A 12,299-nucleotide genomic window follows, 5' to 3' on the forward strand; every position below is an offset into this window, starting at 1 on the left:
CGGTGGGAAGTCGGCGCGCAGCGCCGACCGCCGGAGGTCGCGTGCTGCGGCCTGCCCGCCCGCGGCTTTGCCGCCTTAGCGCTTCGACGCAACAGCCACGCTGTACCTGCGCGACGGTCGAACGACCGCAACGAGCCCCACCCGCCGCTCAGCCCCAGGGCCGCATCAACCTTCCCGCGCGTGGTTCTTGGAGTAACGCGGCAATTCAACGACCAGCGCCGGGCCCTTGACGCGCACGCAGCACGACAGGCGCGACTGGCCGTCCAGGCCCCAGGCGTCGTCGAGCTGGTCTTCTTCTTCGTCATCGGCCGGGGCGACGAAGCCATAGCCTTCGCGCAGGTGCACGTGGCAGGTGGCGCAGGCGCCGACCTTCTCGCAGGCGTGCTCGATGGCGATGCCCTGCGCCAGCAACTCGTCGACGAGCTTGCGGCCCGGCCGGGCGTCGAACTGCAGGCCGTCGGGGCACAGCGTGGGGTGCGGCCGCACCGTCACGCGGGTCGGGGGCCTGGGGTCGGTGGGGGCGGCCATCGCAGGATCGCTGGTCATGGGTGCGGCGTCACGCGGCCATCTGGTCGACGGTGCGGCCCGACAGCGCCTCGCGCACGCGCATGTCCATGCGCTTGCCGGCAAAGGGCGTGGTGATCTGGTTCAGCCGCTCGGTGGCGTTGCGCAGGCGCTCGCGCAGTGATTTCTGCTCTTCGGCCGTGGTGCCCTCGCCTTCGTAGCACTCGGCCAGCACGTCGGCCACGCCTTGCATGCCCTTGAGGATCTGGAACTGCTCGGGCGCGCTCAGCAGCGCGTCGCCGTCGTCGTGCAGCGCGCGCTCGGTGGCGTCGAGCAGCCGCCGCGCGTCGACCTCGGCCTCGCGCAGCATGCGCGCCGTGGCGTCGGATTCGGCGCTGCCGATGGCGTCGCGCAGCATGTCGGCCACCTCGTCGCTGGCCAGCCCGTGGCTGGGCTTGACCTCGACCTGCGCCCGCGCGCCCGAGACTTGCTCGACCGCGCTCACCGACAGCAGCCCGTCGGCGTCGATCTGGAAGGTGACGCGGATGCGCGCCGCGCCCGCCACCATCGCCGGGATGCCGCGCAGCGTGAAGCGCGCCAGCGACCGGCATTCGCTGACCAGCTCTCGCTCGCCCTGCACCACGTGCAGCGCCATCGCCGTCTGGCCGTCGCGGAAGGTGGTGAAGTCTTGCGCCCGTGCCGTGGGCACGGTGCTGTTGCGCGGGATGATCTTCTCGACCAGGCCGCCCATGGTTTCGAGGCCCAGCGACAGCGGGTTCACGTCCAGCAGCAGCAGGCCACCGTCGGCGGTGCGGTTGCCGGCCAACTGGTCGGCCTGCAGCGCGGCGCCCAGCGCCACCGCCTGGTCGGGGTCGACGCCGGCGCAGGGCTCGCGGCCGAACAGCTGCGTCACCGCGGCGCGCACCGCGGGCATGCGCGTGGCGCCGCCCACCAGCACCACGCCATCCACGTCGGCGGCCTTCATGCGGGCATCGCGCAGCGCGCGCTTCACCGGGCCCAGCGTGCGCTCCACCAGCGGGCGCGTCAGGGCATCGAACTGCTCGCGGCTGACCATCACGCTTTCGCTCGAGCCGTCGGCACGGGCGCACTGCATGGTGGCCAGGTCGTGCTCGGTGAGCGATTCCTTGGCCCGGCGCGCAGCGGCGTGCAGCGCGCTCAGGTCGGCGGCGGTCCAGCCACCGGTGGCGTCGGCGAACCAGCTGGCCAGCGCGTGGTCGAAGTCGTCGCCGCCCAGCATCGCGTCGCCGGCGGTGGCCACCACCTCGAAGACGCCGCGCTGCAGGCGCAGCAGGCTCACGTCGAAGGTGCCGCCGCCCAGGTCGTAGACCACGAACAGGCCTTCGCTGGCCGAATCCAGGCCGTAGGCCACCGCGGCGGCGGTGGGCTCGTTCAGCAGGCGCAGCACGTTGATGCCGGCACGCACCGCCGCGTCCTTGGTGGCCTGGCGTTGCGCGTCGTCGAAGTAGGCCGGCACGGTGATCACGGCGCCCACCAGCTCGCCGCCCAGCGTGGCCTCGGCCCGCTCCTTCAGCACGCGCAGCACCTCGGCGCCGATGTCCACCGGGCTCTTCAGCCCGGCGCGGGTGCGCACGCCCACGGCGTTGACGCCCATGGTCTCCAGCGCATACGGCACGGTGCCGTGGGCGATGTCGCCCAGCGCGCGGCCGATCAGGCGCTTGGCCGAGCCGATGGTGTTGCGAGGGTCTTTCAGCGCATGGGCACGGGCCTCGTGGCCGACGCTCATCACGCCATCTTCGCCATAGTGCAGCACCGACGGCAGCAGCAGCCGGCCCTGCGCATCGCCCAGCACCGTGGGCAGGCCGCTGCGCACCGTGGCCACCAGCGAGTTGGTGGTGCCCAGGTCGATGCCCACGGCCAGCCGGTGCTGGTGCGGCGCGGCGGCGAGGCCGGGTTCGGCGATCTGCAGCAGGGCCATGGTCGCGTGCTCCGCCTGCTAGACCGAGAAGGACTCGCCGCAGCCGCAGTTGGCCGAGGCGTTGGGGTTGTCGAACTTGAAGCCTTCGTTCAGGCCTTCGCGCACCCAGTCGAGCTGCGTGCCGTCGACCAGCGGCAGGCTGCGCGCGTCCACCAGCAACTGCACGCCCTCGCTCTCGAAGCTCAGGTCGTCCTCGGTGACCGCGTCGGCGAACTCCAGCGCGTAGGCATAGCCCGAGCAGCCGCTGGTCTTCACGGCCACGCGCAGGCCCACGCCACCCCCGCGCTTGACGAGCGCCTTGCGGATCTGGGCGGCGGCCTTGGGGGTCACTGAGACAGACATGGCGATCTCCGGCGGGCTAGACGTTGAAGGAGCTGCCGCAGCCGCAGGTGCTGCTGGCGTTGGGGTTGCGGATCACGAAGCGGGCACCGTCGAGCTTGTCCTCGAAGTCGATCTCGGCGCCCACCAGGTACTGCAGGCTCATCGCGTCGACGACCACGTTGATGGCGCCGCGGCTGACGCGCACGTCGTCTTCCTTGCACTCGTCATCGAAGGCGAAGCCGTACTGGAAGCCCGAGCAGCCGCCGCCGGTGACGAAGATGCGCAGCTGCAGCGAGGCGTCACCCTCTTCGGCCAGCATCTCGGTGACCTTCTCGACCACCGCGTCGGTGATCAGCAGCGGGTCGGTGCCCGGGGGCAGCATCGGCATCGCCGGCGGCGTGCCGAGCGTGGGGGCGGTGGCACAGGTCGAGGCTTGGGACTGGCAGGCGGACATGGCGGGGCTCCTTGCGGTTCGGGTGGGTTCGGTGGGGTGTCTGGCGGGCGATCGGCCAGTGGCTCGGGTGGGCGATCAGGCCGCTGGCCGGTGGGCGGCGTCGGGCGCCGGGGCGCAGGCGGTGTGCTCGATCACGCCGTCGGGGCTGCCGTCGGTGGCGGCCTTGCGCTGGCGGTAGTCGGACACCGCGGCCTTGATCGCGTCCTCGGCCAGGATCGAGCAGTGGATCTTCACTGGCGGCAGCGCCAGCTCTTCGGCGATGGCGGTGTTCTTGATCAGCAGCGCCTGGTCGAGCGTCTTGCCCTTGACCCATTCGGTGACCAGCGAGCTGGACGCGATCGCCGAGCCGCAGCCATAGGTCTTGAAGCGCGCGTCCTCGATGATGCCGGTGGACGGGTTCACCTTGATCTGCAGCTTCATCACGTCGCCGCAGGCCGGTGCGCCCACCATGCCGGTGCCGACCGCACCGTCGGTGCCGTCGAAGCCGCCCACGTTGCGCGGGTTCTCGTAGTGGTCGATGACTTTGTCGCTGTAGGCCATGGTGGGGGTGTCCTGTGGTCGTCCGTTGGATTCAGTGCTCGGCCCACTGGACCGTGCTCAGATCGATGCCCGCCTGGTGCATGTCCCACAGCGGGCTCAATGCGCGCAGGCGCTCGACGGTGGAGCGCGCCTGCTCGATGGCCGCGTCGATGTCGGCCTCGGTGCTGAAGCGGCCGATGGAAAAGCGGATGGAGCTGTGCGCCACCTCGTCGTTCAGGCCCAGCGCGCGCAGCACGTAGCTGGGTTCCAGGCTGGCCGAGGTGCAGGCCGAGCCGGACGAGACGGCCACGTCCTTCATGCCCATCAGCAGCGATTCGCCTTCGACGAAGGGGAAGCTGATGTTCAGGTTGTGCGGCACGCGGGCGTCCAGGTGGCCGTTGACGCGGGCCTCGGGGATGTCCTGCAGGCCCGCCAGCAGCCGGTCGCGCAGCGCGCGGATGCGCTCGTTCTCGGTGGCCATGTGCACCTGCGCCAGGCGGTAGGCCTCGCCCATGCCGACGATCTGGTGCGTGGCCAGCGTGCCCGAGCGCATGCCGCGCTCGTGGCCGCCGCCGTGCATCTGCGCCTCGATGCGCACGCGGGGCTTGCGCCGCACGTATAGGGCGCCGATGCCCTTGGGGCCGTAGGTCTTGTGCGCCGACAGGCTCATCAGGTCGACCGGCAGGGTGGCCAGGTCGATCGGCATCTTGCCGGTGGCCTGCGCCGCATCCACATGGAACAGCACGCCGCGCGAGCGGCACAGCGTGCCGATGGCGGCCAGGTCCTGCACCACGCCGATCTCGTTGTTCACCGCCATCACCGACACCAGCACCGTGTCGGGGCGGATGGCGGCCTCGAGCACCGCCAGGTCCAGCAGGCCGTCGGCCTGCACGTCGAGGTAGGTGCAGGTGAAGCCGGTGCGCTCCAGCTCGCGCATCGTGTCGAGCACCGCCTTGTGCTCGGTCTTGACCGTGATGAGGTGCTTGCCCTTGCCCTGGTGGAACTGCGCCGCGCCCTTGATGGCCAGGTTGTTGCTCTCGGTGGCGCCGGATGTGAAGACGATCTCGCGCGGGTCGGCGCCGATCAGCGACGCGACGCGTTCGCGGGCGATCTCCACCGCCTCTTCGGCGGCCCAGCCATAGGCGTGGCTGCGCGACGCCGGGTTGCCGAACTGCTCGGACAGCCAGGGCACCATCACCTGCACCACCCGGGGGTCGACCGGCGTGGTGGCCGCGTAATCGAGGTAGATCGGGCGGGCGGTCGGGGTGTCCATGGCGGTGGGCGATGTCGGGTGGGGTCGAAGGGCTCTTCGCATGGACCGTGCCAGTGCCGCCCCGCGGCCGGAAAGTGCTGTGGCATCAGGCACTTGGCGCGTGTGGACGGGGCAGGCGAGGGCGCCGCGGGCGTGTCGGGACCCGGCCCGGGGCTGTCGGTTTTGTCGCCAAGTCGACGTGCCGCGGCGGCGGCCCGGGGCTGCGCGGGGCGCCGTGGGGTGCCCTGGGGCGCCGCGCCTAGCCGCGCCCACAATGGGCCCACTGGAGGAACACACGCCATGGCCACCCGCAAGTCCACCGCCCGGCCCGCCCCGGCAGCCGCACCGGCCCCCAAGGCGCCGGCCACCCCCGCCGCGGGCACCACGGTGCTGGTCACCGGCGCCTCGTCCGGCATCGGCGCGGCGCTGGCCCGCTGCTTCGCCGCCGACGGGTCGGACCTGGTGCTGGTGGCCCGCAGCGCCGACAAGCTGCAGGCGCTGGCCCGGGAACTCGAGCACGAGTACGCCGTGCGCGTGCGCGTGCTGCCGGCCGACCTGTCGCAGCCGGGTGCCGCGGCCGCGCTGGCCGCCAGCCTGCGCCGCCGCCGCGTGGCGGTGGATGTGCTGGTCAACAACGCCGGCGTGCTGGCCCATGGCCGCTTTGCCGACATCGCCCCGGCGCGCCACCAGGCGCTGATCGACCTGAACATCTCGGGCCTCACCGCGATGGTGGCGGCCTTCCTGCCGGCGATGCTGGCGCGCGGCCGCGGCCGCATCCTCAACGTGGCGTCGATCGCCTCGTTCCAGCCGGTGCCCACGCTGGCCAGCTACGCGGCGAGCAAGGCCTACGTGCTGTCGCTGACCGAATCATTGGCCGAAGAGCTGTCGGGCACCGGCGTCACCGTCACCGCGCTGTGCCCCGGCATCACCGCCACCCCGATGCTCGACGCCGCCGCCAGCGACAACCCCGCGCTGTCGCGCCTGCCCGCAATCCTGGTCGGCGACGTGGACGAGGTGGCCGAGGCGGGTTACCGCGCCTGCCTGAAGGGCGATGTCATCTGCGTGCCCGGTGCGGTGAACCTGGCCGCCACGTTGGCCGGGCGGGCCACGCCGAAGTGGCTGCTGCGGCGGATCGCGGGGCGGGTGGCGCGGTGGTGAGTTGGCGGCAGCGGGCGACCGTCTCGACGAGCCTGGCCGGCCCGGCCCACGGCAGGGTCAGGCCGTCGCGTCGAACGCGGCCCTGAACGGCCCGAAGTTGTCGGGCCCGTAGCCCGCCGCGTAGATCGCGAAGGCCACCACCGAGAAGTCCGCCGAGCGGCGGGCAAGTTCGTCCTGGTACAGGCGGGACACCTCGGCCGCCGGATTGAGGAAGGCCCCACAGCCGAACGCGCCCAGCACCACATGGCGCTGTCCCGCGGCCTTCAGCGTATCGAGTTGGGCGGCGATCCGGCGGCGGGCATCGTCGGCATCGAAGGCGCTGCCGTCCCGAAGATCCCGCGCGGCGGCGCGGAGTTCGTAGAACGGAAACACCTCGGCGTCGGGCAGCCATGGGTAGCCCAGATCGGCCGCGCCCCGGTCTTCCGCGCCGCGGATGCAGACGCGGGGTGAGGTGGTGTCCAGGTAGACGCGGCCGTCCTCGGCATTCAGCAGCGAGGCCATGGCCGGCAGGTATTGGCGGCCCGAGGCGTCCAGATCCTCTGCGCGCACCCGGAAGTGGCAGTCGGTGCGCCGGAACATGTTCTCCTCCTGGGCCACGGCGCCTTCGGCGTAGGCGCCCCCGGGGAACCAGGCGTTGGCCATGTTCAGGACGGCAAAGCACTCGCCATAGACCTGGGTGAGGGCCCGGGTCACATCGCCCCAATCGCCCGGCATCACGTGCAGGTGCATCCCAGGCGACGGCTCGCCGGCATCCAGGCGCCACCGGGCCAGGTTGGCCGCGGCCAACCGCGGGTAGCGGTCGCGCGGGTCGCTGCGCTCGAAGGCGGCGATCGTCTCCCGCAAGACGTCGCGCCTGCGCTGGGCATCAGGCCCGACGAAGCCCTGCGACTCGGCTTCTGCGTCAGAGACAAGGCGACGGATCGGCATGGGTGGCCCTCGGGTTGCGGCGAGCGTAACGCATGAAGCGCGAAGGCGGCGCGGGGGGCATGCCGATCCGGCGGCGTGCCGCGGCGCGATCGACTGAGCGACACATCAGGCCGCATGTCGTTTGCTGAAGCCGGTGGCCCACCGGTAGAAGTCGTCTTTGGCTGCCTGGTCCGTGCAGAGCCCGTTCGGGTCAGGTGTGATGCCGAGCCGACCGAGGTCAAGGCGGTCTGCGTCCCAGCAAGTGGCCACTGTCGGGTCTTGGTGTGAATCCCCGTCACTGTGGCCGATGCAAGCCTCGACCAGCACGGCGAGGCTCTGTTCATCGAGGCGCAGGAGCCGCGCATTGATTCGCTCGGCGAAGAGCGCGGCCCGAGACCCATGCTGGGGGTCATGACCATCTGATCGACGGCATGCGTCATGCAGGAACGCAAAGTACTCCACGACGGCGCGGCTGGCCCCGGTCTGCGCGGCAAGCCTGAGGCCGATGTGTCGAACGCGAGCCCAGTGCGATGCGCCGTGGATTCCGTGCCAGTCCAGGGCGAAACGTTTTCGGATGGCGGCGACCAGCGGCGGGGCAATCATGAGGGCTGGAAGTGAAAGCCAACGTTCGAGGCAACGAGGGCCCGATGGACTGCCGCCGAGCCTCATGTAGTCCGAGGTGTCAATCCTCGCCTTGTGCGCGGCAAAAGACAAGGCAGTCTTCCGCCGACCAGATGTGGCTGGCGTCCGAGCGATACCCTCGCAACCACAACAAACCCTCGATCTTGCGCAGGTAGAAGCCCTTCGGGGTGTCGTCGTCCTGGCTGAGAGGGCCCGAAACGACGGTGACCGATTTGGGCGGTGCCCGATGCTTCGTCACGGGCTGGCCAATGTGTCCTTCAGGCTGGTCGGGCCACAGCAGACGAAGGTGCTGCCCCAGCTCCAGCGGGCAGAGCAGGAGAGACACGTGCCTGGCCGCCTCGCAGATGCGGGGCATCGTGGCCCCTTCAGCGAAACCGAGATCCGACACCGAGAGCTCGACGGCCAGGACCAGAGACCGCGCCTCAGCCACCGTGAACCGGCTGTCCGCGAAGAGTTCTTCTGCGGCGGCGTTGAGTTTGACTCCCTGGACCTGAAGTCTTCGCAGCAGGTCGGGCTTGCCGACGCCGCCGAGGTGCAAGGTGCGCGTGACTGTGGCCATTGGTTGCAGAGCCTGCAAGAGGGGCCGGCCGCAAGGCCTGCCGATCGAGTGGGGCGTCAACTTGCGCTGGCCCGAAGGTCTTGAATCCACGAGCCTGAGGCACGTGCCTCTGCTTCGTGAGCCTCATCGCGCCAGTGCTCCGCCAGCGCAGACGTGTACCACTCGCGCATGTGCGGAAGCGCGAGCAGGCGCGCAGCATAGGCATTCGCATCGGAGGTGAGACTCGGCGCATAGCTTTGAACGCGAAATGCAACCGGTGCGAAGAAGGCATCTGCAGCGGTGAAGGCCGTCCCGGCCAGGTACGGACCACCGTACTGCGACAGCCCCGCGCACCACAGCTCATCGATTCGTTTCCACTCCTGCACGAGCGCGTCGGACCATTGATGCACCTGCACCCGCAAGCCGCAGTTCATGGTGCAGGCGTCGCGAATGTGGTGAAAGCCCGAGTGCATTTCTGCCGCGGCACAGCGGGCCCAAGCTCTGGCGCCCGGGTCGGATGGCCAGACCCTGTGATCGGCCTCTGCAAGGTACTCGGTGATCGCCAGTGAGTCCCAGACCGTTCGTTCGCCGTCGATCAGGCAAGGCACCCGGCCTGTTGGGGAGAAACGCTTGAACGCCGGCTCGCAGCCAACGGACCCGAACGGTACGAGATGCTCGTCAAAAGGAATCGAAAGCTGCTTCATCAAGATCCATGGCCGCAGTGACCAGGAGGAGTAGTTCTTGTTGCCGATGAAGAGACCGAGCATTGAATTGACGCCCAGGCTGGTCGGCTTCGCGCTGTCAGGCCTCGCTGCGCTCACTCTCGCTCCACTTCCAGACTTTGCCGTCTTCAGGGTGCAAGATCACGCCTTGAAGCACGAAGCCAAGCTTTCGCAGCACGGACGTGGACGCGCCCTCTTCGGGTAGCGTATGGGCGATGAACCGGACGTCGGCCTCCGTTGCAGCCTGCCTGCTGATGCGGAGCAGCTCACCAGCCATTTCGGTGGCCACGCCTCGGCCTTCGTGGCCCGGAAACGTGTAATAGGCAATCTCAGCTTCCCCACGGCTTGCCGGACCAGCGAATCCGCAGCCACCGATGTACTCACTGCCCTCTTTCGCAAGGTATCCAATCCACGGCACTTCGTAGCCCCGGCGCGCGTAAAGCGCGACCGTGGCCGCGACGACGTCGGCTGCGACGCTGCCTGCAGTGAGCGCAGACGACAGCGCGGTTCCGGTTTGCTCGATTGGGACGAGTTGCATAGGGCGTTACTTGCAAAGACTCACCTAGACCGCATACGAAGGGACTTCCCCAGTCCCGCGACGGTGCCAGGCACCAAGATTGACGCGCGGGTTGTCAATCTGGAACTTGAAAGGGTAATCCCATGTTAGCAATCATCGGACAACGACCTCAATGGTCGAATCGGTGAGGCTTTTCGGCGGCAGGAGAGTTTGCTTGACGAGCCAAGAGGCCCTGGCAGTTCGAGATGAAGGGCCTGACCCGGCTGGCCGGGGCACGGCCTCTCGATTGAAGGGTTGGGCGCCATTCGCCCTGGCGGGGCCGGAGCATGCGGCAAGATGCCGTCCCAGTTCATCTGAACCTGACCGGGCAGTTCGCAAGGTCGACGAGTACGGTTGCCGACTTGGCGCTGTCTGCCGCGCCAGGGCGGGCCGATTCGGTCGGGCGACGCCACCAGTAGCGACTGACGAGTTGCGGACTGCCCTGGAACCGCATGAGCGTGTCGTCGTCGTGAACGAACGCAGCGCGCTCCAAGGTGCGGCGCGAGGGCGTGTTCTCAGCTTCTGTGAGGGCCAGGATGCCGGGCAGGTTGAAGTGCTCTGCGGCCCACTCGCAGGCGGAACTCAGCGCCTCGGACCCGTAGCCGCACCGGCGTGACCCTTCGGCGATGGCGTAGGACACCTCCACGTCGTCGTCGAAAGGGCTGAACCCCACGTGCCCGAGCAGCGCTCCGCTGCCGAGGTGTTCGACGGCCAGGACGAAGGGGCCGAGACGCGGATCACCCGGCGACGCATAGCAGTCGATCAGGTAGCGCATCCGGGCGGTGGCCACCGCCATGTCGGCGTAGACATGGGACGGAAGCCAGCGTCGGGTGGACGGCTCGCCGTTCAGCGCCATCATCTGCGCCGCCTCCTCGACGACGAGGTGGCGCAGCCGAAGTGAATGGGTGTCAATGGGGAGCGAACTCATGGACATCAGGCGTGCTGCGGCGGCCGTTTCGAGGGCGGCGTGTCGTGAGCGGCAAGGCGCTCGACGCAACCGGAGGCGCCAGCATAGCGGCCGCCAGCTCGGCAGTCACTTCTGCCGCACATACTCCCCCGGCGCATCCCCCAGCACCGCCTTCGCGGGAATGGGTTTCGCCCGCACCTGCGGTGACGATTGCGCCGCCAGCCAGCCTTGCCACGTCGGCCACCACGAGCCCTCGTGCCGATCAGCCTGCTGCAGCCACTGGTTGGGTTCGATCCAGGTGCCGTGCGCCGGGCGGCGGGCCAGGCGGTGGCTGCGGTTGGCGTGGCCGGGCTCCGACAGGATGCCGGCGTTGTGGCCGCCGCTGGTCAGCACGAAGGTGATCTCGGCGTCGCACAGGTGGTGCAGCTTGTAGACCGAGCGCCACGGCGAGATGTGGTCGCGCTCGGTGCCCACCATGAACACCGGCAGCCGGATGTCGGCCAGCGACACGGTGCGGCCCTGCACCCGGTAGGTGCTGGTGGCCAGCGCGTTGTGCAGGTACAGCGCGGTCAGGTACTCGTGGTGCATGCGCGCCGGCATGCGCGTGGTGTCGGCGTTCCAGTCCATCAGGTCGGTGTGCGGTTCGCGCTCGCCCATCAGGTATTCGCGCATGCGGCGCGTCCACACCAGGTCGCGCGAGTGCAGGAACTGGAACGAGCCGGCCATCTGGTCGCCGCTGAGGTAGCCCTGGCCGCGTGTGATGTCGTCGAGGAAGCCGACCTGGCTCTCGTCGATGAACAGGCCCAGCTCGCCGGGCTCGGAGAAATCGGTCTGCGCGGCCAGCAGGCTCAGCGACTTCAGCGGCGGGATCTCGTCCGCGCGGTCCTCACCGTCGTCGAGGCAGCCCACGCCGCCGCGCCGGCCCCGCGCCGCGGCGGCAATGGCCAGCAGCGTGCCGCCCAGGCAGTAGCCCATCGCATGCACCGGCTGGGTGGGGCCGTGCAAGGCGCCGATGGCGCGCAGCGCGTCGAGCGGGCCCAGGCGCAGATAGTCGTCGAGCGTCAGGTTGTGGTCTTCGGCGTCGGGGTTGCGCCACGACATCATGTACACCGTGTGACCCTGCCGCACCAGGTAAGCGGCCATCGAGTTGTGCGGCGACAGGTCGAGGATGTAGTACTTCATGATCCAGGACGGCACGATCAGCAGCGGCTCGGGGTGCACCGTGGCCGTCTGCGGCGCGTAGCGGATCAGCTCGATCAGCCGGTTGCGCCAGACCACCTTGCCCGGGGTCAGCGCCACGTCGCGGCCGACCAGGTGGCGCGGCGCCTTCGCCGGGTCGGGCAGGCCGGCGGTGTCGGTGAACCAGTGCTTCGCGCCCTGCACCAGGTGCGCGCCACCCGAGTCGGCCACGTCCTGCAGCACCACCGGGTTGGTGGGCAGCCAGTTGGCCGGCCCCATCACGCCCAGCCATTGCTTGGCGAAGAACTGTGCCATGTCGGCATGGTGGGCCGTCATGCCGGGCACCCGCGAGGCCTCGCGCCAGAAGGCCTCGCTGGCGCGGAAGCCGGCGCGCATCGCCGAGAACGGCCAGTGCGCCCAGGCCTCGTGGCGGAAGCGCGGGTCGTCGTCGGCGTCGCCGGCGGGCTCGGCTTGCTGGGACACCGGCAGCAGGCTGTCGCGCCACAGCTGCGCGGCCAGCGCGGCCAGTTCCATCAGCCGGCCGGGTGACACGCCGAGGTGCCAGGCCCAGTCGGCCATCGCCAGCGACAGCGACACCGGCGACAGCCCGCCGGTCAGCGGCGCGGCCGAGGCGTGCAGCAGGCGGTCGAGGCGCTGCGTGGGGGTCTCGTCCGCCAGCGGGGG

Annotated in this window: 14 protein-coding genes; 1 reads left to right on the top strand and 13 read right to left on the bottom strand. The window is 69.9% G+C overall.

Features of this window, described 5'->3' with window-relative positions:
* Positions 1-165: 165 nt before the first annotated feature.
* The 6 genes from EOINJALH_RS26265 to EOINJALH_RS26290 all read right to left on the bottom strand — a co-directional run bounded on the left by EOINJALH_RS26265 (position 166) and on the right by EOINJALH_RS26290 (position 5,028).
* Entirely contained in the window at positions 166-546 is a 381-nt protein-coding gene (locus EOINJALH_RS26265) for a 2Fe-2S iron-sulfur cluster-binding protein (protein ID WP_088285785.1), read from the bottom strand.
* Positions 547-556: 10 nt separating this feature from the next.
* Entirely contained in the window at positions 557-2,461 is a 1,905-nt protein-coding gene (hscA, locus tag EOINJALH_RS26270; RefSeq protein WP_088285787.1) for a Fe-S protein assembly chaperone HscA, read from the bottom strand.
* A gap of 18 nt (positions 2,462-2,479) precedes the next feature.
* Entirely contained in the window at positions 2,480-2,803 is a 324-nt protein-coding gene (locus tag EOINJALH_RS26275; RefSeq protein ID WP_088285789.1) for an iron-sulfur cluster assembly accessory protein, read from the bottom strand.
* Between the two features lie 16 nt (positions 2,804-2,819).
* The gene (gene erpA / locus EOINJALH_RS26280; protein WP_234414057.1) at positions 2,820-3,170 is read right to left on the bottom strand and encodes an iron-sulfur cluster insertion protein ErpA; all 351 of its coding nucleotides are present in this window, start codon (positions 3,168-3,170) and stop codon (positions 2,820-2,822) included.
* A 141-nt stretch (positions 3,171-3,311) separates the two neighbouring features.
* Positions 3,312-3,776, bottom strand: a complete 465-nt coding sequence (gene iscU / locus EOINJALH_RS26285; protein WP_088285793.1) for a Fe-S cluster assembly scaffold IscU — start codon at positions 3,774-3,776, stop codon at positions 3,312-3,314.
* Positions 3,777-3,807: 31 nt separating this feature from the next.
* Positions 3,808-5,028, bottom strand: a complete 1,221-nt coding sequence (locus tag EOINJALH_RS26290) for an IscS subfamily cysteine desulfurase (protein WP_088285795.1) — start codon at positions 5,026-5,028, stop codon at positions 3,808-3,810.
* A 279-nt stretch (positions 5,029-5,307) separates the two neighbouring features.
* On the opposite strand from EOINJALH_RS26290, the gene EOINJALH_RS26295 reads away from it, so the two are divergent.
* On the top strand, positions 5,308-6,165 hold the full coding sequence (locus EOINJALH_RS26295) for an SDR family oxidoreductase (RefSeq protein WP_088285797.1): 858 nt from the start codon (positions 5,308-5,310) through the stop codon (positions 6,163-6,165).
* A gap of 57 nt (positions 6,166-6,222) precedes the next feature.
* Here the strand turns inward: EOINJALH_RS26295 and EOINJALH_RS26300 are convergent, their stop codons facing one another.
* The 7 genes from EOINJALH_RS26300 to EOINJALH_RS26330 all read right to left on the bottom strand — a co-directional run.
* Positions 6,223-7,092, bottom strand: coding sequence for a poly(ADP-ribose) glycohydrolase domain-containing protein (locus EOINJALH_RS26300; protein ID WP_088285799.1), 870 nt, complete (start codon positions 7,090-7,092; stop codon positions 6,223-6,225).
* A gap of 105 nt (positions 7,093-7,197) precedes the next feature.
* Positions 7,198-7,674: a hypothetical protein gene (locus tag EOINJALH_RS26305; protein WP_088285801.1), complete on the bottom strand. Its 477-nt coding sequence runs from the start codon at positions 7,672-7,674 to the stop codon at positions 7,198-7,200.
* A gap of 79 nt (positions 7,675-7,753) precedes the next feature.
* Positions 7,754-8,272, bottom strand: a complete 519-nt coding sequence (locus tag EOINJALH_RS26310) for a helicase (RefSeq protein WP_088285803.1) — start codon at positions 8,270-8,272, stop codon at positions 7,754-7,756.
* A 56-nt stretch (positions 8,273-8,328) separates the two neighbouring features.
* On the bottom strand, positions 8,329-9,018 hold the full coding sequence (locus tag EOINJALH_RS26315) for a glutathione S-transferase (protein WP_088285805.1): 690 nt from the start codon (positions 9,016-9,018) through the stop codon (positions 8,329-8,331).
* 34 nt (positions 9,019-9,052) lie between these two features.
* Positions 9,053-9,511 carry a GNAT family N-acetyltransferase gene (locus EOINJALH_RS26320; RefSeq protein WP_088285807.1) on the bottom strand — a complete coding sequence of 153 codons (459 nt, stop codon included), beginning with the start codon at positions 9,509-9,511 and terminating at the stop codon, positions 9,053-9,055.
* Positions 9,512-9,839: 328 nt separating this feature from the next.
* The gene (locus EOINJALH_RS26325; RefSeq protein ID WP_158219905.1) at positions 9,840-10,457 is read right to left on the bottom strand and encodes a GNAT family N-acetyltransferase; all 618 of its coding nucleotides are present in this window, start codon (positions 10,455-10,457) and stop codon (positions 9,840-9,842) included.
* A gap of 105 nt (positions 10,458-10,562) precedes the next feature.
* On the bottom strand, positions 10,563-12,299 hold a 1,737-nt coding region (locus EOINJALH_RS26330; RefSeq protein WP_310732346.1), incomplete at its 5' end, for an alpha/beta fold hydrolase.

The sequence above is a fragment of the Ideonella sp. A 288 genome, assembly GCF_002198735.1.
GTDB lineage: Bacteria > Pseudomonadota > Gammaproteobacteria > Burkholderiales > Burkholderiaceae_C > Pseudaquabacterium.

Coding starts and splice junctions, on each gene's coding strand:
- EOINJALH_RS26265 (WP_088285785.1), bottom strand. CDS start 546: ATGACCAGCGATCCTGCGATGGCCGCCCCCACCGACCCCAGGCCCCCG.
- hscA (WP_088285787.1), bottom strand. CDS start 2,461: ATGGCCCTGCTGCAGATCGCCGAACCCGGCCTCGCCGCCGCGCCGCAC.
- EOINJALH_RS26275 (WP_088285789.1), bottom strand. CDS start 2,803: ATGTCTGTCTCAGTGACCCCCAAGGCCGCCGCCCAGATCCGCAAGGCG.
- erpA (WP_234414057.1), bottom strand. CDS start 3,170: ATGCCGATGCTGCCCCCGGGCACCGACCCGCTGCTGATCACCGACGCG.
- iscU (WP_088285793.1), bottom strand. CDS start 3,776: ATGGCCTACAGCGACAAAGTCATCGACCACTACGAGAACCCGCGCAAC.
- EOINJALH_RS26290 (WP_088285795.1), bottom strand. CDS start 5,028: ATGGACACCCCGACCGCCCGCCCGATCTACCTCGATTACGCGGCCACC.
- EOINJALH_RS26295 (WP_088285797.1), top strand. CDS start 5,308: ATGGCCACCCGCAAGTCCACCGCCCGGCCCGCCCCGGCAGCCGCACCG.
- EOINJALH_RS26300 (WP_088285799.1), bottom strand. CDS start 7,092: ATGCCGATCCGTCGCCTTGTCTCTGACGCAGAAGCCGAGTCGCAGGGC.
- EOINJALH_RS26305 (WP_088285801.1), bottom strand. CDS start 7,674: ATGATTGCCCCGCCGCTGGTCGCCGCCATCCGAAAACGTTTCGCCCTG.
- EOINJALH_RS26310 (WP_088285803.1), bottom strand. CDS start 8,272: ATGGCCACAGTCACGCGCACCTTGCACCTCGGCGGCGTCGGCAAGCCC.
- EOINJALH_RS26315 (WP_088285805.1), bottom strand. CDS start 9,018: ATGCTCGGTCTCTTCATCGGCAACAAGAACTACTCCTCCTGGTCACTG.
- EOINJALH_RS26320 (WP_088285807.1), bottom strand. CDS start 9,511: ATGCAACTCGTCCCAATCGAGCAAACCGGAACCGCGCTGTCGTCTGCG.
- EOINJALH_RS26325 (WP_158219905.1), bottom strand. CDS start 10,457: ATGAGTTCGCTCCCCATTGACACCCATTCACTTCGGCTGCGCCACCTC.